Origin of the sequence: Microbacterium sp. GCM10027623 (assembly GCF_042666935.1) — a bacterium.
Taxonomy (GTDB): Bacteria; Actinomycetota; Actinomycetes; order Actinomycetales; family Microbacteriaceae; genus Microbacterium.
Genome location: NZ_JBHTHE010000002.1, coordinates 209,623 through 228,533 on the forward strand (window position 1 = coordinate 209,623; position 18,911 = coordinate 228,533).

Genomic DNA, 18,911 nt, shown 5'->3' on the forward strand with positions numbered 1-18,911 from the left:
CGCCGATCCCTGCCCCGCCCACCCGCCGCGTGTCGCCTGCTGACGCAAGACCGATGTCGGGTCAGCGGCGTCGCACGAAGAGGGATGCCGGTGCCAGACGCGCGCTCAGGCGCTGGCGCGCGTCCGCACCGGCGGTGAGCTGCCCGGTCACGACGCGCAGCGGCGTGGCCAGATCATCGGCATCCGGAGCCGACGGCGCATAGCTGGCGCGCTCGACAGCGGCCACCAGGGCCGTCATCGATTCGGGATCGGCCCCGCGGGTCGAGGTGAGCATGTCCGCGCGGGCACGCGCGGTCTGCGCGACCGGTGCAGGCAGGCCCAGGTCGACCAGCGTGTCGGAGAGCTCCCGCCAGGCGGCCATCGCGTCGCCCGACCGCGCACGCCTCAACCGCAGCACCCTGCGGACCTCGCGCACCAGCGCCGGCAGCAGCAGCAGCGCCATCACGCCCAGGACCGTCAGCATCACCGGTGTCGGGTCCAGCGCGCGCAGCGTCCCCACCCCTCCCGTCCCGGTGTCTTCATCGGCTCCGGCGCTGCTCGTCGGCGTCGCGGAGGGTCCGGTGGTGGGGGCGATCGTGGGGGTCGGGGCATCCGGTCCGTCGCCGCTGCCGCCGCTGGAGCCGGCGATGAAGTCGGTCGGCACACCCAGTGTCGCCGTCGGCTCGAACGGCACCCAGCCGATGCCTTCGAAATGCACCTCCGGCCAGGAGTGCAGCTGGTCACTGGTGACCGAGTACACGATGCTGTCATCGCGCCTCTGGTCCGTCCCGGAGCCGGGCAGGTAGCCCACGACGATCCGCACCGGCATCCCCAGGCTGTCGGCCATCAGGGCGAACGCGCCGGCGAAGTGGATGCAGTAGCCGGTGCGCTTCTCGAGGAAGGTCGCCACGGCATCAGCTCCCGTGCCGTCGAATCCTTCCTCGACCGGAGCATCGAGCGAGTAGGTGAATTCGTTCCGGAACCAGTCCTGCAGCGCGATCAGCCTGTCGTAGTCGCTGGCGGCGCCGGCGGTGACATCACGCGCGAGCCGGCCGATGATCGGCGGCAGATCCTCCGGCAGGGCCGATGTCGACGCCCCGGAGGCGGTGGTCGCGCGGATCTGCTCGAGCGTCGGCACCGCGGTCGCAGCCTCCACCGTGTAGTCGGCGCCGGCGGCATCGGATGTGGCGCTGACCACCGTGCGATTCTCGCGCACCGCCGACCAGGTGCCCTCCACGCCCGAGAGCTCCTCCGGCGCGTAGGGCACGGGCAGGCGGTCGCTGGAGACGCCCAGCACCCGGATGGACACTTCCGTCTCGACCGTCTTGATCGTCTCGGGCCAGTCCCGTCGACCGAATCCGAGCCGCAGCGGGATCCGGTCGCTGCGATCGGGTCGCCATACGTCGCCGTCGAAGCGCGACAGGGTGGCCATCCGCAGGTAGGGAGGGCTGGCGGAGGAGGTCACCAGCGTCAGAGCCTCGATGCCCTCGGGGCGGCGCAGGTCGTCGCCCAGGCGCAGGTCAGCGCTGACCGTGAGCATGGGTCCTGTGCCCGGCAGCGCAGATCCCAACGGCATCGCCGGGGCGAGCACGAGCGTCGTCAGCACGGCGACCAGCCCGGTGGAGCCGGCGACGAGGTGGGAGGCCTGTCGAGGGGAGCGCGGATCGTGCCGCGCTCCGAACCGCAGCAGCAGCAGGATCATGACGGCCTGCAGCAGGAACCATCCGATGTTGACGGCGCTGAACGAGATCAGCATCGGCATGACCCCCACGACCGAGGTCAGCAGCACGGCCAGCACGACCAGCCGGTGCGCCACCAGCTGGTCGATGAGGATCGCGACCACAGCGAACGCGAGGCCCAGCAGGGTCGCCATGGGCGGCGAGGCGGCGATGGGCGCCACGCCGTTCATGATCTCCTCACCGCTCTGCTGCAGCCGCACACCGATCAGTCGCACCGTCACCCCGGTCGGAAGCAGCCCCATCCAGGCGGTCTCGCCCGCCAGGAGGACGGTGCAGGCCACGGCGGAAGCCAGCACCTGCAGGACCAGCGCCACGGGCTCGCGGACGGCCGGGCGCGCCTGGCGCAGGGCGAGCCGGGAGAGGATGCCGGCGGCCGTCACGACGATCACGACCGTGCAGACGACGAACGTCCAGACGCCCGGGGTGACCGCGCCGGTGTACGACCAGACGGAGATCAGCGTCGCGGCGGCCGCGAGGATGCCGGGGCCCAGCGGACTCAGGCGCGTGCGGTCGGTGCGTGCCGGGACGTTAGGCATGCGCGGCCTTCGAGACCGGTAGCGCGTCCGCCCAGGTCTGGGCGACGTCCGCGTCCGCGGGCAGCAGTGCGGTGTTCCAGCCGTGAGCCGTTGCGGCGGCAAGCGCTTCGGGCTCCGCGGTCGCGGCGAACAGCAGGGGAGCGGCGGCCCCGGCGGTGGTCATCCGCTCGGCATCCTCGACATCCAGCCGCCCGGTGATGAGCACGAGTGGTCCTGGCGGGGTGCTGCCGACGATCGAGCGCAGGTCGCGCTGCTCGCCGCGCGGCCCGGCCATCGCCAGGGCGACCATGAGATCCTCCCGGTCCTCCTCGTGCCCGCGCAGGGCGCCCAGCTGTGCTCCCGACGTGTCGACCACATCCACGCTGTAGCCATCCGTCACCAGCCGGAGAGCGACCGACGCGCACAGCGTGATGGCCGCCTCGAAGGCCGGATCCGGCTCATCCGCGGGGCGATCCCATCGATCCGCCGCGCGGTCGAGGACGACCAGCGCATCGGGACTCGCCTCCTCTTCCTCCTGCCGGACCATGAGGTCTCCGCGGTGGGCGGTCGCGCGCCAATGGATGCGGCGCCGGGAATCGCCGGACGAGTACGGGCGGGGGATGAGATTGTCCGCGCCCTGGCCGATGCGGGTGGAGTGGGTCTGGGCCGTGCCACCGGCGGCGCCCACCTTGGTCGGCAGGGGCGCGAGCGCCACACTCTGCGGGATGACGGTGATCATCCTCGTGTCACCGAACGCCTGCTCGCGCTGCGCCAGGCCGAACGGGTCGACGGTGCGCAGGATCAGAGGGCCGAGCGTGGAGATGCCGCGGCGCACGCCGGTCAGGTCGTAGCGCAGCGTCAGGGCGTCTCCCGGGTAGTCGCCGGTGGCGTCGCCGCTCACCGCCGGAGGAAGGGTGTCTCGCCACGTGCCGTTGGGGATACCGAGCGTGTACAGGTCGAAGCGCACCTGCACCTGCGAGGTCTCACCCACGGCGAGCAGATCCGTCGAGATGCGCCGCGACACGTCCGCGCGCCGCCGCGGCATCCGCACGATCAGCAGGGCGATCAGCGGCAGCGCCACCAGCAGAACGCCGAGGTACAGCAACGGACGCGCCGCGACCACGTTGGCGGCGACGATGAGCAGGATGCCGGAGAGCAGGCATCCCCATCCTCTGCCTGTGAGCGGCCGTCGGTTCATGCGCGCCGTCTCAGCGACGGGTGCCGGCGAACGGCACCGGCACGCGAGCGATGATCTGGTTCAACGCCGCCTCGACGGGTTGCGTGCCGGCGCGGTGCACGCCGCGGGCTGCGAGCAGTCGATGCGCGAAGACCGGGATGACGAGTTCGGTCAGATCGTCCGGCACCACGTACTGCCTGCCGTCGAGGGCGGCCCGCACCTTCGCGGCGCGCACCAGCTGCAGGGTGGCCCGCGGGCTGGCGCCCAGGTGCAGGCTCGGGTCCTGTCTGGTCGCCTGTGCCAGGGCGACGGCGTACTCCTCGAGCGACTCGGCGACGTGCACACGGCGGGTCCAGGCGATGAGTGATCTCACGGTCGTCGCGTCGGTGACGGGACTGATGGCGTCGAGCGGATTGGACGTCTCGCGCTGGCGCAGCATGAGTGTCTCGGCGGCGGCATCCGGGTACCCCATCGAGATGCGCATCATGAACCGGTCGCGCTGCGCTTCCGGGAGGGGATAGGTGCCCTCCATCTCCAGCGGGTTCTGCGTCGCGACCACGAGGAACGGCTCGGGCAGGCGGTGCGTGGCGCCGTCGACGGTGACCTGCTGCTCCTCCATCGCCTCCAGCAGGGCGGACTGCGTCTTGGGCGAGGCGCGGTTGATCTCGTCGGCGATCACGATGTGGGCGAACACCGCGCCCCGCTTGAACTCGAACTCGCGCGCCACCGGGTCGTACACGGCGACGCCGGTCACGTCCCCCGGCAGCAGATCGGGCGTGAACTGGATGCGGCGGACGGTGGCGTCCACGCTGGCCGCCAGCGCTCGGGCCAGCATGGTCTTGCCGACGCCCGGCACGTCCTCGATGAGCAGGTGGCCCTCCGCGAACAGACACGTCAACGCGCTGCGCACGGCTTCTGTCTTGCCGTCGATGACCGAGGAGATCGAGGCGATGATGCGAGACGTCTGCTGAGCGAATTCCTCGGCGGTGATCTCGGCGGCGACCTGCCGGGTCTGCTGCTCGGTCAGCTGCTCTGGCATGCGGTGTCTCCCCTGCGCGACGGTGCGGACTCCGATCGTAACCCGGCCAGGTGACCGCGGCGCAGGATGCGCCGTGGCATTCGGCCGCAGATCTGCACAATTGCGGAGACCTTGCACGATTCGGCTCCGAGATCCTGCAGATCTGCGGAGCTGTGCCGCGGGAGCTGATGCGGGCGATCGTCCGAGCGCGTTCCGACTGTCGGGTAGACTCGTGGACGGCTCTCCGCGTGACGGCATCCAGGCCAATTCCCCCAGGGCGGAAACGCAGCAAGGGTAACCGGGCTCTGTCGGGTGCGCGGAGGGTCTTTTCTTTGCCCTGGGGCGGGGTGGAGACCTTCGGGCCGCTCACCGGAAGTCCTGCGAAGATCGATGCTGTGACCACCGCACCCCCGCCGGCCAAGCCCTCGTCGTTCTCGCGCTTCCTCGCGCCGATCGGCCTGCTGGCGGTGATGTGGACGATCCAGTTCGCGGATGCCGTCCTGCCCGGTTCGTTCACGGGCTGGGGTCTGCGCTCCTGGGACGTCGGCAGCCTGCAGGGCATCGTGCTCGGTCCGCTGCTGCACGTGGGCTGGGCGCACCTGATCGCCAACTCGGTGCCCCTGCTGGTGCTTGGATGCCTCGTCGCCGTCGAAGGGGCGAGACGCTTCTGGCTGGTGACGGCGGTCGTCGCGCTGATCGGCGGCGTCGGCACCTGGCTGATCAATGCGCCAGGGACCCTCACCGTCGGGGCGTCCGTGCTCGTCTTCGGGTATTTCGGCTACGTCGTGCTGCGGGTGATCGCGCCGGGCCGACTGGCGCACCGGCTCGCCTATGCCGCCATCGCCGTCATCGTCGTCGTCCTGTACGGCGCGACGATGCTCGCCGGCATCCTCGGCGCCGCCGCGGGCGTCTCCTGGCAGGCGCACCTGTTCGGCGCGATCGGCGGCGGTGTGCTGGCCTTCACCGGGCGGCGGAGGGAGCCGGCCGCGTGACCAGGCGCCGTTCGCGCGCGTCGACCCTGCGTCGGCGCGCCCGCCGACGCCGTCAGCGCAGGCGGATGCTGAGGATCGCCGCGATCACGGCATCCGTCGCCCTGGCGATATCGACGGTCTTCGTCGTCGTGGGTCTGCTCAGCGCGCCCCGTCCGGATGTCGCCTACTGCGTCGCGGAGCCGCAGGCGTTCCCCGCGGCGGGCGTCGACGGGTGGCGCGGAGAGCAGCTCGAGAACGCGGCGGTCATCGTCGGCACCGCGCGAGAGCTGGGTTTCGGCCGGGACGGTCAGATCATCGGGGTGATGGCGGCGATGGGCGAGAGCTCGCTGCGCAACATCGATTACGGCGACTGGGAGACATCCGGCGTCACCAACCCCGACGGCAGCCGCACCAGCAGCATCGGCCTGTTCCAGCAGCAGTCGTGGTGGGGAACGGCGGAGGAGCGGATGGATCCCGCCACGGCCGCGACGAAGTTCTTCACGCGGCTGGGCAGGCTGCCGGGGTGGCAGGAGATGCCGCCCTCGCATGCGATCAACCGGGTGCAGATCAACTCTGACCGCGAGCATTACGCACGTTTCCTGCACGACGCGACGTCGGTGGTGGATGCGCTCTCGGGCGCGTGCGCGGGGTGAATGTCGGCGGATGCCGCACCCGCCGCGTGGGGCGCGACGCGGTCGCTAGGCTGAGGGCATGTCGCTGGCAGCCGCCGTCATCACCGTCTCCGACCGATCTGCCCGCGGAGAACGAGCGGACACGTCGGGTCCCCTCGCCGTCGCCGCGCTCCGCGCGGCCGGGTTCGAGTGCGCCGACGCCGTGATCATCCCGGACGGCGCCGTGTCGGTGGAGGCGGCTCTGCGCGAGACGCTGCAGCGCGGCATCCGTCTGGTCATCACCACCGGCGGCACCGGCATCTCGCCTCGTGACCGCACGCCTGAGGGCACCGCGCCCGTGCTCGACCGAGAACTGCCGGGCATCGCCGAGGAGCTGCGCCGCCGCGCCACCGCCCAGAAACCCGGCGGCATGCTCTCCCGCGGGCTGTCGGGGATCGCGGGACGTGCGCTCATCGTGAATCTGCCGGGATCGACCGCGGCGGTCGCCGACGGCGTGCGACTCGTGCTCGAGGTCGCACAACACGCGCTCGGGCAGCTCGAAGGGGAAGACCACCGATGACCATCCGACTTGCACAGATCACCACGGAACCGCTCGACGTCGACGCCCACCGCGCCGCCGTCGACGACCCGCGGATGGGCGCCGAGATCACCTTCGTCGGCCGCGTGCGCGACAACGACGAAGACGCCGCCACGCCCGTCGTCGCCCTGGAGTACAGTGCCCACCCGGACGCCGAGACGACCCTGCGCACCCTGGCCGTCCAGGCCATCGGCGACTCGGATGCCATCGTCGCCGCCAGTCACCGCATCGGTCGGCTGGAGGTCGGCGACGCAGCGGTGATCGTGTCGGTCGCGTCCGCCCACCGCGGCATGGCCTACGAGGTCTCCCGCGAACTCATCGAGGCCATCAAGCACAGCCTGCCCATCTGGAAGCGGCAGATCGAATCCGATGGAGCGACCGTCTGGAAGGGTCTCGGCGGCTGACACCGACCGTCTGTGGGGCGCAAACGACCGTTTCCGCACTCATGAAGCAAGCATTTGCGCCCCACAGACGGTGTTGACGGGAGGGGGCTACCCGCCGGCGAACGGCGGCAGCACGTCGACCACGGCGTCGCCGCGCAGCGCCCAGCTGTCATCCACCCGCGCGCCGTCGACCAGCACCGAGCACCGCGGCAGGATCTCGGCCAGCGCCGGATGATCCTCGCGCAGAACCGCCGTCAGAGCTCCGACGGTCGGCGCGTCCACGGTCAGCTGCGCGCTGCCCACGGCCTCCTCGGCCGCGGCGAAGAATCGCACCTGAGCCATCTCATCCCCGCCAATCGCCGGCGAGCTTCGCGATGTCGGCCACGGCAGCGCGGACATCCTCCGGCGAACCGCCGCGACGCCCGGCGACGAGGCCGGCCACGAATGCGCTGAACGGAGCAGCCGGGCGCGCGACGCCGTTCGCGACATCCTTCGCGAGATCCAGGACGAGCGAGATCGGCACATCCTCAGCGGCCAGATCGAAGTGCTCGCGCAGGGCATCGGCCCACTGGTTCAGCGTCTCGGGCGGCAGATGATCGCTCATGGATGCTCCTTCGTCAACTCGTCGTAATCCTCCCACGTGTCCACATCCCGGGCGCCGAAGCCCGGATGGGGAAGAGCTGCGACCGCGAGGCCGGAGAGCAGCGCCCGCACGGGCAGATCCCTGCCCTCGCCAGGCAGAGCCGCCGCCGCGTCGGTCAGCGCGCCGGTGCGATACACGCCCGTCAGCCACTGCATCCGTCCGCCGGCATCGGTGAGGCACAGGCCGTCGCGACCACGGACGCCGTGCACGAGCGCCGCGATCGCGGCATCCGGTCGGGGCAAGTCGCAGGCCAGCAGGAACGTCCACTCCGCGGCGTCGGCACCCATCGCCGCCAGCGCCGTCACCACCGCGGCGGCGGGACCCGAGAACGGCGGATCCTCGCGCACCCAGCGCACGACGTGCCCGGATGCCGACTCCGGGCCGACCACGATCACCGGATCCGCATTCACCGAAACCACCGCGGCGATCGCCCGCTCACGCATGCTCACGCCGTCGACCAACAGCCCCGGCTTATCGATGCCGCCCATCCGCGACGCGCGTCCGCCGGCGAGGAGGATCGCGCCGAATCGCGGCGACGGCGAGGCGGTCATGGCCGCGCGGGCTCGTCCGGGCGGTGCCAGTCCCCGGACTTCCCTCCGGTCTTCGCCACGATCCGCACGTTCGCGATCGTCGTGCCCTTGTCCAGGCCTTTCACCATGTCGACCACCGTGAGTGCGGCGACGGACACGGCGGTCAGCGCCTCCATCTCCACCCCGGTGCGGTCGGCCGTGCGCACGGTCGCCTCCACCTCGACGCCGTCGTCGACGACGCGCAGGTCGACGACCGCGCCATGCACTCCGATCACGTGTGCGAGGGGCAGCAATTCCGGCGTGCGCTTCGCGCCGGCGATGCCCGCGATCCGCGCGACGGCCAGGACATCGCCCTTCGGCACTGCGTCATCCCGCAGCGCGGACACCACATGTCCGGCGCAGCGCACGAACCCGCGCGCGGTCGCCGAGCGCACCGTCGGCTGCTTCTCGGTGACGTCGACCATGCGGGCGTGGCCCGCGGCATCCAGGTGTGTGAAGCTCATGGCACCAGCATGACATCGACGACGTCGCCGACCTCGACCCTGTCCACCTCGGACGGCACGATCGCATACGCCTCGGCTCGGCCGAGGCTCGCCGCCAGATGCGAGCCGCCGGAGGATGCCGGGCGCACCCCGTCGGGTGTCACCACGACCGGTCGGTACTGTCGGCGACCCGGAGGCGTCCGCCACGCCTCGATCACGGGCAGCCGCACCACCGGCCGGTCCAGATCCTGCGAGCCCTGCATGGCCCGCAGGGCGGGACGCACGAACACCTCGAACGACACCGCCACGCTCACCGGGTTGCCTGGCAGGCCGAACAGCAGCGGCTCGCCGGCGCCGAAACCCTGCGGCTTGCCGGGTTGCATGGCGACCTTGTCGAAGCCCATGCGTGCCACGTTCTTCACCACCTCGTAAGCGCCCTCACTGACTCCACCGGAGGTGATCACGGCATCCGCGGCCAGGGCAGACGCATCCGCCAGAGCAGCACGCAGCTCGTCGCCGTCATCCGTGACCGACGCCGTCAGCACGACCTCCACGCCGTTCTCGCGGCACAGCCCCTCCAGCAGCACGCTGTTGGACTCCGGGATCTGCCCGCGCCGGAGGGGGGCTCCGGGTGGGCGCAGCTCGTCACCGGTGGAGATCACCACGACACGCGGCACTCTGGACACGACCACCTCGTGCACGCCGGCGGCCGCAGCCGCGGCGAGTTGGCGGGCGCCGAGTTCCATTCCGGCGGGCAGGATCTCGTCGCCCGCGTGGGCCTCCTCGCCCTGTGGTCGGATGTGCGCACCGGCCGCGCGAGGCGCAGCGAGCACCCGGATGCCCCCCAGGGAATCCGCGAGTCCTCCGGCGGTGTCCTCGAACGGCACGATGACGTCGGCATCGCGAGGGACGGCGGCGCCGGTCATGATGCGCACGGCCTGACCCCGACCGAATGACGGGTCCGCCGCGCTGCCGGCGGGCACGTCGGCGACCACCTCGAGTGTCACCGGGTCATCGGGCGAGGCGTCCGCGACATCGACGAAGCGCACTGCGAAGCCGTCCATGGCCGAGTTGTCGAACAGCGGCAGGTCGACGGCCGAACGCACCGGCTCGCGCAGGATGCGTCCGAGTGCGCCGCTCAGGGGCACCCGCCGCGCCTCCAGCGTCGGCACCGCTGCGAGGATGCGATCGCGATGCTCTTCGACGGTGATCATGCGGGCTGCCTTCTGCGGCGGTATCCGTCCATTCCGCCGCGCAGCACGACGGCGTCCACGCCCGCGCCGCGCAGCGCCTGGGCCGCCCGCCTCGCGCGCATGCCCACCTGGCAGACCAGGACGACCTCGCTGCCCGCCAGTTCTGCGGCGACCGCGTCGACATCGCCCAGCAGCGAGGCCAGCGGCAGATGCCTCGCCCCGCGCAGCATCCCGGTCGCGACCTCGTCGTCCTCGCGCACATCGATCACGACCGCGTCGTCGGCGGGATCATCGACGTCGGGAACGACCGGGGGAGTGGGCCGGGATGCCGGAGCGGTGGTGCGCGCCGCCCGCAGCGGCGCCTCGCGCACCGTGCCCGCGAGCACGTCGATCATCGCGATGCGGCCCAGCAGCGGACGCCCGATACCCGTGATCAGCTTGAGCGCCTCGGCCGCCATCATCGAGCCCGCCTGCAGGCACATGGGTCCGAAGACGCCGACCGCCGAGCACGCAGGCGCCTCGCTGCCAGGCGGGTAGAGGTCGTGCAGTCGCACGGCATCCTCGCCTGCCGGGGGCGCCGACCAGAACACGGTCACCAATCCCGCGAACTCCTGCACCGTTCCCCAGACCAGCGGTACGGCGAGCCGTTCGCAGGCCGCGGCGATCACCTCTCGGCTCTCGAAGGTATCGGTGCCGTCGAGCACGAGGTCGACGCCCGAGATCAGCTCGGCCGCGTTGGCGTGCGTGAGACGGGTGCTCACCACCCGGACCTCGGTCTCGGACAGATCGGATGCCACCCGCACCACGCTGTCGGTCTTGGGTCTGCCGACGTCCTGCAGTCGGTGGATCACCTGACGCTGCAGATTCGACAGTTCGATGTCGTCGTCATCGAACACGACGATGCGGCCGATGCCGGCGGCAGCCAGAGCCAGCACGACCGGTGCGCCGAGGCCACCCGCCCCGATCACACCCACGCTGGCGGCGGCGATGCGCCGCTGACCCTCGGTGCCCAGGCCCACCAGCCGCTGGTGTCTGGCTGTGCGCAGCTGCTCTCGGCTGCTGAGCGCGTCAACGGGTTCGACCAGCGGTGGGAGCGACATACCCACAGGCTAGACCCTCCGCGCGCCGGGCGACCATCCGCAGATGCGGATGAAAACCGCCTCCCCATCCGCATGTGCGGTGGTACGGTGTGGTGATGCCCGTGAGCTACAAGATCGCGCAGGCGGCCGACCTCCTCGGCGTCAGCGACGACACCGTCCGCAGGTGGGTCGAGCACGGCGTGCTTCCGGTGACGGAGGCCACCCCCGCGGAGATCCCCGGCGAGGCTCTGGCCCAGCAGGCGATCGCTCTTGCGAAGTCCGGCGCAGACGCCACCGGCGTGCGTTCCAGCGCACGCAACCGCTTCACCGGACTGGTCACCGGTGTCGTGATCGACACGGTGGCCGCGCAGGTGGAGATCCAGGCCGGCCCGCACCGGATCGTGTCGCTCATGACGGCCGAAGCCGTGCGCGAGCTGGGCTTGGAGGTCGGGTCGCTCGCCGTCGCCGTCGTCAAGGCCACGACGGTCATCGTCGAGGCTCCCAGGCCTTGAGCCGGTCGCCGAGGACTGACCATGCGCCGCCCCCTCACTCTCACCGCCGTCGCTCTCGTGCTTGTGCTGACCGCCTGCGCGGCGGCCCCGCAGTCCGGCAGCTCATCGGCCGCGGGCTCGGATGCCGTCAGCGGCGATCTGACGGTGTCGGCGGCCGCCTCACTGCAGGGCGCGTTCGATGCGGCCGCGGAGGAGTTCATGGCCGTTCACCCCGACGTGGACGTCCTCATGACCTACGACGGCTCCCGCACACTCGCCACGCAGATCGACAACGGCGCGCGGGTGGACGTGTTCGCCGCGGCGGATGAGGCGAGCATGGCCGGGGTCACGGATGCCGGGCTCGCATCGGCCCCGGCCGTCTTCGCGCGCAACACGCTCGTCCTCATCGTGCCGAGGGGAAACCCCGCCGGCATCCGGACGCTCGCCGACCTCGCGGAGGCCGGCGTTACCACCGTGCTGTGTGCCCCCGAAGTGCCGTGCGGGGCCGCGTCGCGGAAGCTGCTGGGCGCTGCGGGGGTCGAGGTCCACCCGGCCAGCCTGGAGCAGAACGTCACGGCGGTGCTCACCAAGGTGCGCGGGGACGAGGCCGACGCGGGACTCGTGTACCGGACCGACGCCATCGCCGCTGCCGAAGACGTCGAGTGGTTCGCCCCTGACGGGGCCGCCGGCGTCGTGAACTCCTATCCGATCGCCGTGCTCGACGGCGCGCCGAACCCTGATGCGGCGACGGCCTTCGCCGCCTTCATCCGCGGGGAGTCCGGCCAGCGCATCCTGGCCTCGTTCGGATTCCAGGCGCCATGACCCGCCCGCTCACCGCGTCACGATCCGCACCCCGCCGCGGATACGCCCCCCGGGTGCTCGCCGTCCCCGCGCTGCTGGGCGTCGCCTTCCTCGTCCTGCCCCTGGCCGCGCTGGTCGGCCGAGTGCAGTGGGGCACGCTCTGGCAGGACATCACCTCGACCGAAGCGCTCAGCGCGCTGCGCCTCTCGGTGCTGACGGGCCTCGCCGCCACCGGGATCTGCCTGCTGATCGGCATCCCGCTGGCATTGCGGATCGCTCGGGCCTCCCCGCGCACGGCGGCGCTGCTGCGCGCCGTCGTGACCGTGCCGCTGGTGCTGCCGCCGATGGTGGGCGGCCTCTCGCTGCTGTTCCTGTTCGGCCGATCCGGCTGGCTGGGATGGACGGGATGGCAGGTGCCGTTCACCACCGCGGCCGTCGTGCTGGCGCAGACCTTCGTCGCCCTGCCCTTCCTCGTGCTCGCCCTGGAGGGGGCGATCCGCACCTCCGGGCTCGACCACGAGCAGACCGCCGCCGGGCTCGGCGCGGGCAACTGGACGATCCTGTGGCGGGTCACCCTGCCGCTCGCGGCGCCGGGGCTGCTCTCGGGCACCGTGCTGTGCTTCGCCCGCGCCGCCGGCGAGTTCGGCGCCACGGCGCTGTTCGCCGGCAACGCTCCGGGCGTCACGCAGACCATGCCCCTGGCGATCTACACGGCCTTCAACGGCGCGGGAGTCAGCCAGGGCAGTGCCATCGCCCTGTCGCTGCTGCTGCTGGTCACCTCGGTCGCCGTGCTGCTGCTGGTGCGCGGATGGCGTCCGAGCGGGGCGGCCGGGGCCGTGGAGGCACGGAGATGAGCACGAGTGCGACGCGCGGCGCGAGGCTGGATGCCGACGTCCAGGTGGATCGGGGCGCGTTCGCGCTGCACGCCGACCTGCACGCCGAGCCGGGGGAGGTCGTCGCCCTGATGGGACCGTCGGGTGCCGGGAAGTCGACCCTGCTGGGCGCGATCGCCGGTTTCGTCCCCCTCCGCGCCGGTGCCGTGCGTCTGGACGGCGACACGGTGCAGGACGCCGAGCACATCGACCGGCCTCCGCGCGAGCGCGGCGTGATCCTGCTCGGCCAGCAGGCGCGGCTGTTCCCGCACCTGACCGCACGCGACAACATCGCTTTCGGCCTCCGAGCCCGCCGCACGCCGAGAACACGGGCACGGGCGGAGGCGGACGCCTGGCTGACGCGCATCGGGCTGACCGATCTCGGCGACAGGCGCCCGGCCCGGCTGTCGGGAGGGCAGCAGCAGCGCGTCGCACTCGCGCGCGCGCTGGCCACCACACCACGGGTGCTGCTGTTGGACGAACCGCTCGCCTCCCTCGACCCCGCCACGGCCGACGGCATCCGCACGCTGCTGCGGGATGAGCTGGCGGCCACCGGGACCACGGTCGTGATGGCGACGCACGACGCCGCGGATGCCATGCCGCTGGCCGACCGGCTGATCCTGCTCGAAGACGGTCGGGTCACCGGTGACGGCGCACCCGCGGCCGTGCTCGACACGGCGTCGACCCCGTTCGCCGCGACCCTCGCCCGCACGCTGCCGGGGTCCGACGGGGCCTGGGACGCGAGAGTCGAGCGCATCGTCGACACCGCCGACGGCATCCGCGTCCGCGTCCGGACCGCCGGAGGCGAGACCGCCGTCCTCCACCTTCCGGAGGGCGCCCCGGTCGTGCACGGTTCGAGGATCAGCATCCGTCCTCCTGCACCCTGACCCGTGCGGCGAGGGAGTACGGTGACTCCCATATCTGGACGAGCGAGGGCGCACCCGGGAGGACGCGATGGGCAGGATCACCACCCGCAAGAAGGTCGTTCGCATCACCGCAGGAGCGGAGGGCGCCGAGCCCGCGGTCGTGCGCAGACTCGACACCCTGGCCGTCGAGGAGCCGCTGGAGATCCGGGTGCACGGCGCACCGCTGACGGTGACGATGCGCACCCCTGGCCACGACGTCGAGCTGGCGGCGGGCTTTCTCGTCTCCGAGGGGGTGATCACGCGCAGCGAGCAGTTCGCCTCCGCGATCCACTGCGTCGGGCCCGGCACCGGCGGCGCCGCGACGCCGGGGGCGTACGCGCTGGGAGCCTCGGCCGCGGACGGGGGCAACACGTACAACGTCCTCGACGTGACTCTCGCTCCTGGCACCCCGCTGCCCGACCCGGAGCGGGCCCGCCATGCGTACACGACCAGCGCCTGCGGCGTGTGCGGGGCGGCCTCCATCGAACAGGTGTCGACGACGTCGGCCTTCGACGTGTCGACCGACCCTCTGATCGTGGATGCCGAGACGCTCACCGCCCTGCCGGACCGGCTGCGCGTGCAGCAGGATGCGTTCGACAGGACCGGCGGGCTGCACGCGGCCGGGCTCTACGACGCGGCGACCGGAGAGCTGCTCGTCGTCTGTGAAGACGTGGGGCGGCACAACGCGGTCGACAAAGTCGTCGGCTGGGCGGCGCTGAACGGGCGGCTGCCCCTCGCGGGCACGGTCATGCAGGTCTCCGGACGGGCGAGCTTCGAGCTCGTGCAGAAGGCCGTGATGGCCGGCATCCCGATGCTGTCCGCCGTGTCGGCGCCGTCGTCCCTCGCCGTCGAGATGGCCGAATCGACAGGACTGACGCTCGTCGGCTTCGTGCGCGGCGCCAGCATGAACATCTACTCGCGGGCGGACCGCGTGCGCGAGGGCGTGCTCGCCTCCGCCTGAGGGCGACGTGACGGTGCGAGGACGCGCGTTGCGCCGCGCCGGTGGAACGCCTCCCCGATCCGTGCGGATCGTATACGAGACTCTTGTGTGGATCGTATATCACTGGTAGGCCTGTCATCACAGACACAGGCGAAGGAGCGTGTGACGATGGCTGCCAAGGCCCCGGTCGACGACATCAGCGAAGACGCGAGGGAGATGGAGGTCAGCCCGCCGCGGGAGTGGGCGGCGGGCATCCCCGGGATCACCCATTCGATGGTTCCGGCCGTCAAGGACATGGGGCTCGGTCGTGCGCTGACGCTGCTGACCGACATGAACCAGAAGGACGGCTTCGACTGCATGAGCTGCGCGTGGGCCGATCCGGACCACCGCAAGACGTTCGAGTTCTGCGAGAACGGTGCCAAGGCGGTCACATGGGAGGCGACGCCCGTCACGATCCCGACGTCCTTCTGGGCGCAGAACTCGATCAGGGCACTGTCCGACAGGTCCGAGTACTGGCTGGGGATGCAGGGCCGCCTGGTCGAGCCGGTGTACAAGCCGAAGGGCGAGGACCACTACGAGCCCATCTCGTGGGATGCCGCGTTCGCGCTGATCGCGGAGCGGCTGAAGGCGATGGACTCGCCCGACGAGGCGACCTTCTACACCAGCGGTCGCACCGCCAACGAGACGGCGTTCATCTACCAGCTGCTCGCACGCTCGCTCGGCACCAACAACCTGCCGGACTGCTCGAACATGTGCCACGAATCCACCGGCAAGGCGATGGGCCAGGTGATCGGCATCGGCAAGAACACCATCGCCTACAAGGACTTCGCCAAGGCCGACCTCATCATCGTGATGGGCCAGAACCCCGGCACGAACCATCCGCGCATGCTGACCGCACTGGAGGAGGCCAAGGACAACGGCGCCGAGATCGTCGCGATCAACACGCTGCACGAGGCGGGTCTGTCCCGGTACAAGAACCCCCAGCGCGTGCGCGGCATCATCGGGCACGGCACGGGTCTCGCCGATCAGTACGTGCTGATCCGCGCCGGCGGTGACGGCTGGCTGATGAAGGCGCTCTCGCAGAAGGTGCTGCAGGCCGAGGACGCCGCTCCCGGCACCGTGCTCGATCATGCCTTCCTCGAGGAGCACTGCTCGGGGCTGGAGGAGTTCCGCGATCACGTCAGGGACCTCGACCCGGAGATGGTGCTGCGCGCCACGGGACTCACCCAGGCCGAGATCGACGAGCTGGCAGAACGCTACCTGCGGGCCGACCGCGTCGTCATCACCTGGGCGATGGGGCTCACCCAGCATCGGGACGCGGTCAACATCATCAAGGAGGTCATCAACCTCCTGCTGCTGCGCGGCAACATGGGCAAGCCCGGCGCCGGAGCCTCGCCGATCCGCGGACACAGCAACGTGCAGGGCGATCGCACCATGGGGATCTGGGAGCAGATGCCCGAGAAGTTCCTCGCCGGTCTCGACAGGGAGTTCGGCATCAGCGTCCCCCGTGCGCACGGCTACGACGTCGTGAAATCGGTCGAGGCGATGCGGGCGGGCAGGACCAAGGTGTGGATCGCCATGGGCGGCAACATGGTCTCGGCCGTCTCCGACACGCATGCCGCGGAGGAGGGGTTCCGCAAGGTCGGCCTGAATGTGCAGATCTCCACCAAGCTGAACCGCAACCACCTCACCGTGGGCGACGAGGCGATCATCCTGCCGGTGCTCGGGCGCACCGAGATCGATGTCCAGGCCGCCGGCGAACAGGTCCTCTCCGTGGAGGACTCCGTGTGCGCCATCCACGCCACCAAGGGCAAGGTGAAGCCGATCTCCCCGCTGCTGAAGTCGGAGGTGTCCGTGGTCGTGGGAATCGCCCGCGCGCTCTGGGGCGACAGCAGCCCCATCGACTGGGCGGGCTTCGAGCGCGACTACGACAGGATCCGCGATCACATCGAGCACGTCATCCCCGGGTTCACCGACTTCAACCAGCGCCTGCGCGAGGAGCACGGCTTCGTCCTGCCGCACGGACCCCGCGACTCGCGCACCTTCCCGACGGCGACGGGCAAGGCGATGATCACCGTCAACGACCTGGAGTACATCGAGCGACCGCAGGGCCGGCTTCTGCTGCAGTCGATGCGCGCGCACGATCAGTTCAACACGACGATCTACAGCCTCGACGACCGATACCGCGGCATCCGGAAGAGTCGTCGCGTGATCTTCGTGAACCCCGACGACCTCGCCGAGCTGGGCATCGCCGACGGCGATCTTGTCGACGTGCACAGCGAGTTCTCCGACGGGATCGATCGTGTGGTGCGCGAGTTCAAGGCGGTGTCCTTCCCGACCTCCCGCGGGTGCGCGGCGACCTACTTCCCCGAGGGCAACCCGCTGGTTCCGCTCGGCTTCACCGCGCTGGGCAGCAACACCCCGGCATCCAAGTCGGTGGTGGTGCGTCTGGAACCCGTCTCGGCGCGAGGACGATCCGATGCCGCGGGCTCGCCGGGAGCGATGGCGGCCACCGGGAGCTGACGCCGCGGCAAGACGTCTCCCCTCCGGGGGATGAGTGCGTCCACATGAGTCAGAGAGAGGTGTACGACATGTCAACACCGGCAACGACCCGAGGCCAGGGAACCGACCCGACCGCACGCCGATGGTGGATCGTCGTCGCGGCGCTGCTGCTGCAGTTCGCGATCGGTGCGGTCTACGCATGGAGCGTGTTCGGCAAGGCGCTGGCCGACCCCGGCGCGATGGACCTGACCACGTCCGAGGCGTCGCTGACGTTCACGGTGACCATCGGCATGATCTTCATCGGCAGCTACATCGGCGGCAAGGTGCAGGACCGCACCGGTCCCCGCCCGGTGGCGCTCACCGGCGGTGTCGTGTACGCCCTGGGCTGCATCATCGCCTCGTTCGCCGTGTCGCACGATTCCAGCCAGCTCTGGCTGCTGGTGCTCGGCTACGGCGTGATCAGCGGCTTCGGGCTCGGCTACGCCTACATCGTGCCGATCGCCATGCTGCAGAAGTGGTTCCCCGACAAGCGGGGACTGATCACCGGCCTCGCGGTCGCGGGCTTCGGCTTCGGCGCCGTCGTGACGGCGCCCGTCGCGCAGTGGCTGATCGCGATGACGCCGACGGAACCGAACCGGGCGTTCCTGCCGCTGGGGATCGGCTACCTCGTGCTGGCCGTGCTCGGCGCATCCTTCTTCCGCAACCCGCCGGCCGGGTACACGGTTCCCGGCTGGGTGCCGGCGACCGCCGGGCGCACTCAGGACGCGTACAAGCAGTTCACCGAGAAGGAGGCCCTCCGCGCCCCGCAGTGGTACCTGCTCACCGCGATCCTCACCTTGAACGTCACCGTCGGGATCGCACTGATCGCACAGGCGGCGGCCAGTGCGAAGGACATCGCCGGGTACACGGTCAGCGGAGCAGCGGCCCTGGTCGGCGTGCTGGCGCTGTTCAACGGCGGCGGCCGCATCTTCTGGGCGTGGGTGTCGGGCTTCACGGGCCGCATGTGGGCGTTCGCGCTCATGCTCGGACTGCAGGGCATCTGCCTGCTGCTGGTGCCGCACGCCGGCAACGCGGTGCTCTTCTTCATCCTCGCGGCGGTGATCTATCTCTGCTACGGCGGGGGCTTCGGCACCATGCCGGCCACCGCCGGCGATTTCTTCGGGGTCAAGCACGCCGGCGCCATCTACGGTCTGATGATCATCGGCTGGAGCCTCGGCGGCATCATCGGACCGCCGATCATCGCCGCGCTGATCGGCGATGGAGACGTGAAGAACTACACGCTCGGCTACACGGTCATCGGCATCATCGCACTGGTCTCGCTCGTGCTCCCGCTGATCACGAAGATGCCGAGGCCGAAGGAAGCCGCGGTCGGCGCCGTTCCCGCATCGGGAGCAGCCACCGCGGCCGCGGTGGACTGAACCCGGCAGCCCCGCCGCCCCGCTGTGATTCCACGGTCTGGGGCGCCGGGGCGCAATCGACGAC

Annotated in this window: 20 protein-coding genes and 1 other RNA gene; 12 read left to right on the forward strand and 9 right to left on the reverse strand. The window is 70.9% G+C overall.

Features of this window, described 5'->3' with window-relative positions; translation table 11 throughout:
* Positions 1-61: 61 nt before the first annotated feature.
* From ACFQY2_RS08315 to ACFQY2_RS08325, 3 genes are read right to left on the reverse strand one after another with little or no spacing between them, the layout of a single operon-like run.
* Entirely contained in the window at positions 62-2,254 is a 2,193-nt protein-coding gene (locus ACFQY2_RS08315; protein ID WP_378745274.1) for a DUF3488 and DUF4129 domain-containing transglutaminase family protein, read from the reverse strand.
* Entirely contained in the window at positions 2,247-3,431 is a 1,185-nt protein-coding gene (locus ACFQY2_RS08320) for a DUF58 domain-containing protein (RefSeq protein WP_378745275.1), read from the reverse strand. The genes ACFQY2_RS08315 and ACFQY2_RS08320 overlap by 8 nt, the downstream gene beginning before the upstream one ends.
* A 10-nt stretch (positions 3,432-3,441) precedes the next feature.
* Positions 3,442-4,449: an AAA family ATPase gene (locus tag ACFQY2_RS08325; protein ID WP_378745276.1), complete on the reverse strand. Its 1,008-nt coding sequence runs from the start codon at positions 4,447-4,449 to the stop codon at positions 3,442-3,444.
* 214 nt (positions 4,450-4,663) lie between these two features.
* Here ACFQY2_RS08325 and ffs point away from each other — a divergent pair.
* The 5 genes from ffs (at position 4,664) to ACFQY2_RS08350 (ending at position 7,012) form a co-directional block, all read left to right on the forward strand.
* An RNA gene (ffs, locus tag ACFQY2_RS08330) (signal recognition particle sRNA small type) lies at positions 4,664-4,760 on the forward strand.
* A 63-nt stretch (positions 4,761-4,823) separates the two neighbouring features.
* Entirely contained in the window at positions 4,824-5,420 is a 597-nt protein-coding gene (locus tag ACFQY2_RS08335) for a rhomboid family intramembrane serine protease (RefSeq protein ID WP_378745278.1), read from the forward strand.
* Positions 5,417-6,052 carry a hypothetical protein gene (locus tag ACFQY2_RS08340; RefSeq protein ID WP_378745279.1) on the forward strand — a complete coding sequence of 212 codons (636 nt, stop codon included), beginning with the start codon at positions 5,417-5,419 and terminating at the stop codon, positions 6,050-6,052. The genes ACFQY2_RS08335 and ACFQY2_RS08340 overlap by 4 nt, the downstream gene beginning before the upstream one ends.
* Positions 6,053-6,110: 58 nt before the next feature.
* Positions 6,111-6,590 (forward strand): molybdenum cofactor biosynthesis protein B, encoded by a 480-nt coding sequence (locus ACFQY2_RS08345; RefSeq protein WP_378745280.1) that lies wholly within the window; start codon positions 6,111-6,113, stop codon positions 6,588-6,590.
* Complete coding sequence (locus tag ACFQY2_RS08350; RefSeq protein WP_378745281.1) at positions 6,587-7,012, forward strand: molybdenum cofactor biosynthesis protein MoaE; 426 nt, start codon at positions 6,587-6,589, stop codon at positions 7,010-7,012. Before ACFQY2_RS08345 ends, ACFQY2_RS08350 begins: the two co-directional genes overlap by 4 nt.
* Positions 7,013-7,099: 87 nt before the next feature.
* Here ACFQY2_RS08350 and ACFQY2_RS08355 read toward each other — a convergent pair whose 3' ends face one another.
* From ACFQY2_RS08355 to ACFQY2_RS08380, 6 genes are read right to left on the reverse strand one after another with little or no spacing between them, the layout of a single operon-like run.
* On the reverse strand, positions 7,100-7,333 hold the full coding sequence (locus ACFQY2_RS08355; RefSeq protein ID WP_378745282.1) for a MoaD/ThiS family protein: 234 nt from the start codon (positions 7,331-7,333) through the stop codon (positions 7,100-7,102).
* Between the two features lies 1 nt (position 7,334).
* Positions 7,335-7,595: a DUF6457 domain-containing protein gene (locus ACFQY2_RS08360; RefSeq protein WP_378745284.1), complete on the reverse strand. Its 261-nt coding sequence runs from the start codon at positions 7,593-7,595 to the stop codon at positions 7,335-7,337.
* Positions 7,592-8,185 (reverse strand): molybdenum cofactor guanylyltransferase, encoded by a 594-nt coding sequence (locus ACFQY2_RS08365; protein ID WP_378745285.1) that lies wholly within the window; start codon positions 8,183-8,185, stop codon positions 7,592-7,594. The genes ACFQY2_RS08360 and ACFQY2_RS08365 overlap by 4 nt, the downstream gene beginning before the upstream one ends.
* Positions 8,182-8,667 carry a cyclic pyranopterin monophosphate synthase MoaC gene (gene moaC / locus ACFQY2_RS08370; protein WP_378745286.1) on the reverse strand — a complete coding sequence of 162 codons (486 nt, stop codon included), beginning with the start codon at positions 8,665-8,667 and terminating at the stop codon, positions 8,182-8,184. Before moaC ends, ACFQY2_RS08365 begins: the two co-directional genes overlap by 4 nt.
* A complete protein-coding gene (glp, locus tag ACFQY2_RS08375) occupies positions 8,664-9,860 on the reverse strand; it encodes a gephyrin-like molybdotransferase Glp (protein WP_378745287.1) in 1,197 nt (398 codons plus the stop codon). The genes moaC and glp overlap by 4 nt, the downstream gene beginning before the upstream one ends.
* The gene (locus ACFQY2_RS08380) at positions 9,857-10,939 is read right to left on the reverse strand and encodes a ThiF family adenylyltransferase (RefSeq protein ID WP_378745288.1); all 1,083 of its coding nucleotides are present in this window, start codon (positions 10,937-10,939) and stop codon (positions 9,857-9,859) included. The genes glp and ACFQY2_RS08380 overlap by 4 nt, the downstream gene beginning before the upstream one ends.
* 95 nt (positions 10,940-11,034) lie before the next feature.
* On the opposite strand from ACFQY2_RS08380, the gene ACFQY2_RS08385 reads away from it, so the two are divergent.
* From ACFQY2_RS08385 to ACFQY2_RS08415, 7 genes are all read left to right on the forward strand, one after another.
* Positions 11,035-11,430 (forward strand): molybdopterin-binding protein, encoded by a 396-nt coding sequence (locus tag ACFQY2_RS08385; protein WP_378745290.1) that lies wholly within the window; start codon positions 11,035-11,037, stop codon positions 11,428-11,430.
* A gap of 21 nt (positions 11,431-11,451) precedes the next feature.
* Positions 11,452-12,231 carry a molybdate ABC transporter substrate-binding protein gene (modA, locus tag ACFQY2_RS08390; protein WP_378745291.1) on the forward strand — a complete coding sequence of 260 codons (780 nt, stop codon included), beginning with the start codon at positions 11,452-11,454 and terminating at the stop codon, positions 12,229-12,231.
* Positions 12,228-13,064 (forward strand): molybdate ABC transporter permease subunit, encoded by an 837-nt coding sequence (gene modB / locus ACFQY2_RS08395; protein WP_378745292.1) that lies wholly within the window; start codon positions 12,228-12,230, stop codon positions 13,062-13,064. The genes modA and modB overlap by 4 nt, the downstream gene beginning before the upstream one ends.
* Positions 13,061-13,969 carry an ABC transporter ATP-binding protein gene (locus tag ACFQY2_RS08400; RefSeq protein WP_378745293.1) on the forward strand — a complete coding sequence of 303 codons (909 nt, stop codon included), beginning with the start codon at positions 13,061-13,063 and terminating at the stop codon, positions 13,967-13,969. The genes modB and ACFQY2_RS08400 overlap by 4 nt, the downstream gene beginning before the upstream one ends.
* 67 nt (positions 13,970-14,036) lie before the next feature.
* Complete coding sequence (gene fdhD / locus ACFQY2_RS08405) at positions 14,037-14,948, forward strand: formate dehydrogenase accessory sulfurtransferase FdhD (protein ID WP_378745294.1); 912 nt, start codon at positions 14,037-14,039, stop codon at positions 14,946-14,948.
* Between the two features lie 147 nt (positions 14,949-15,095).
* Positions 15,096-17,450 carry an FdhF/YdeP family oxidoreductase gene (locus ACFQY2_RS08410; protein WP_378745296.1) on the forward strand — a complete coding sequence of 785 codons (2,355 nt, stop codon included), beginning with the start codon at positions 15,096-15,098 and terminating at the stop codon, positions 17,448-17,450.
* Positions 17,451-17,518: 68 nt separating this feature from the next.
* The gene (locus ACFQY2_RS08415; RefSeq protein ID WP_378745297.1) at positions 17,519-18,847 is read left to right on the forward strand and encodes an OFA family MFS transporter; all 1,329 of its coding nucleotides are present in this window, start codon (positions 17,519-17,521) and stop codon (positions 18,845-18,847) included.
* Positions 18,848-18,911 lie beyond the last annotated feature (64 nt).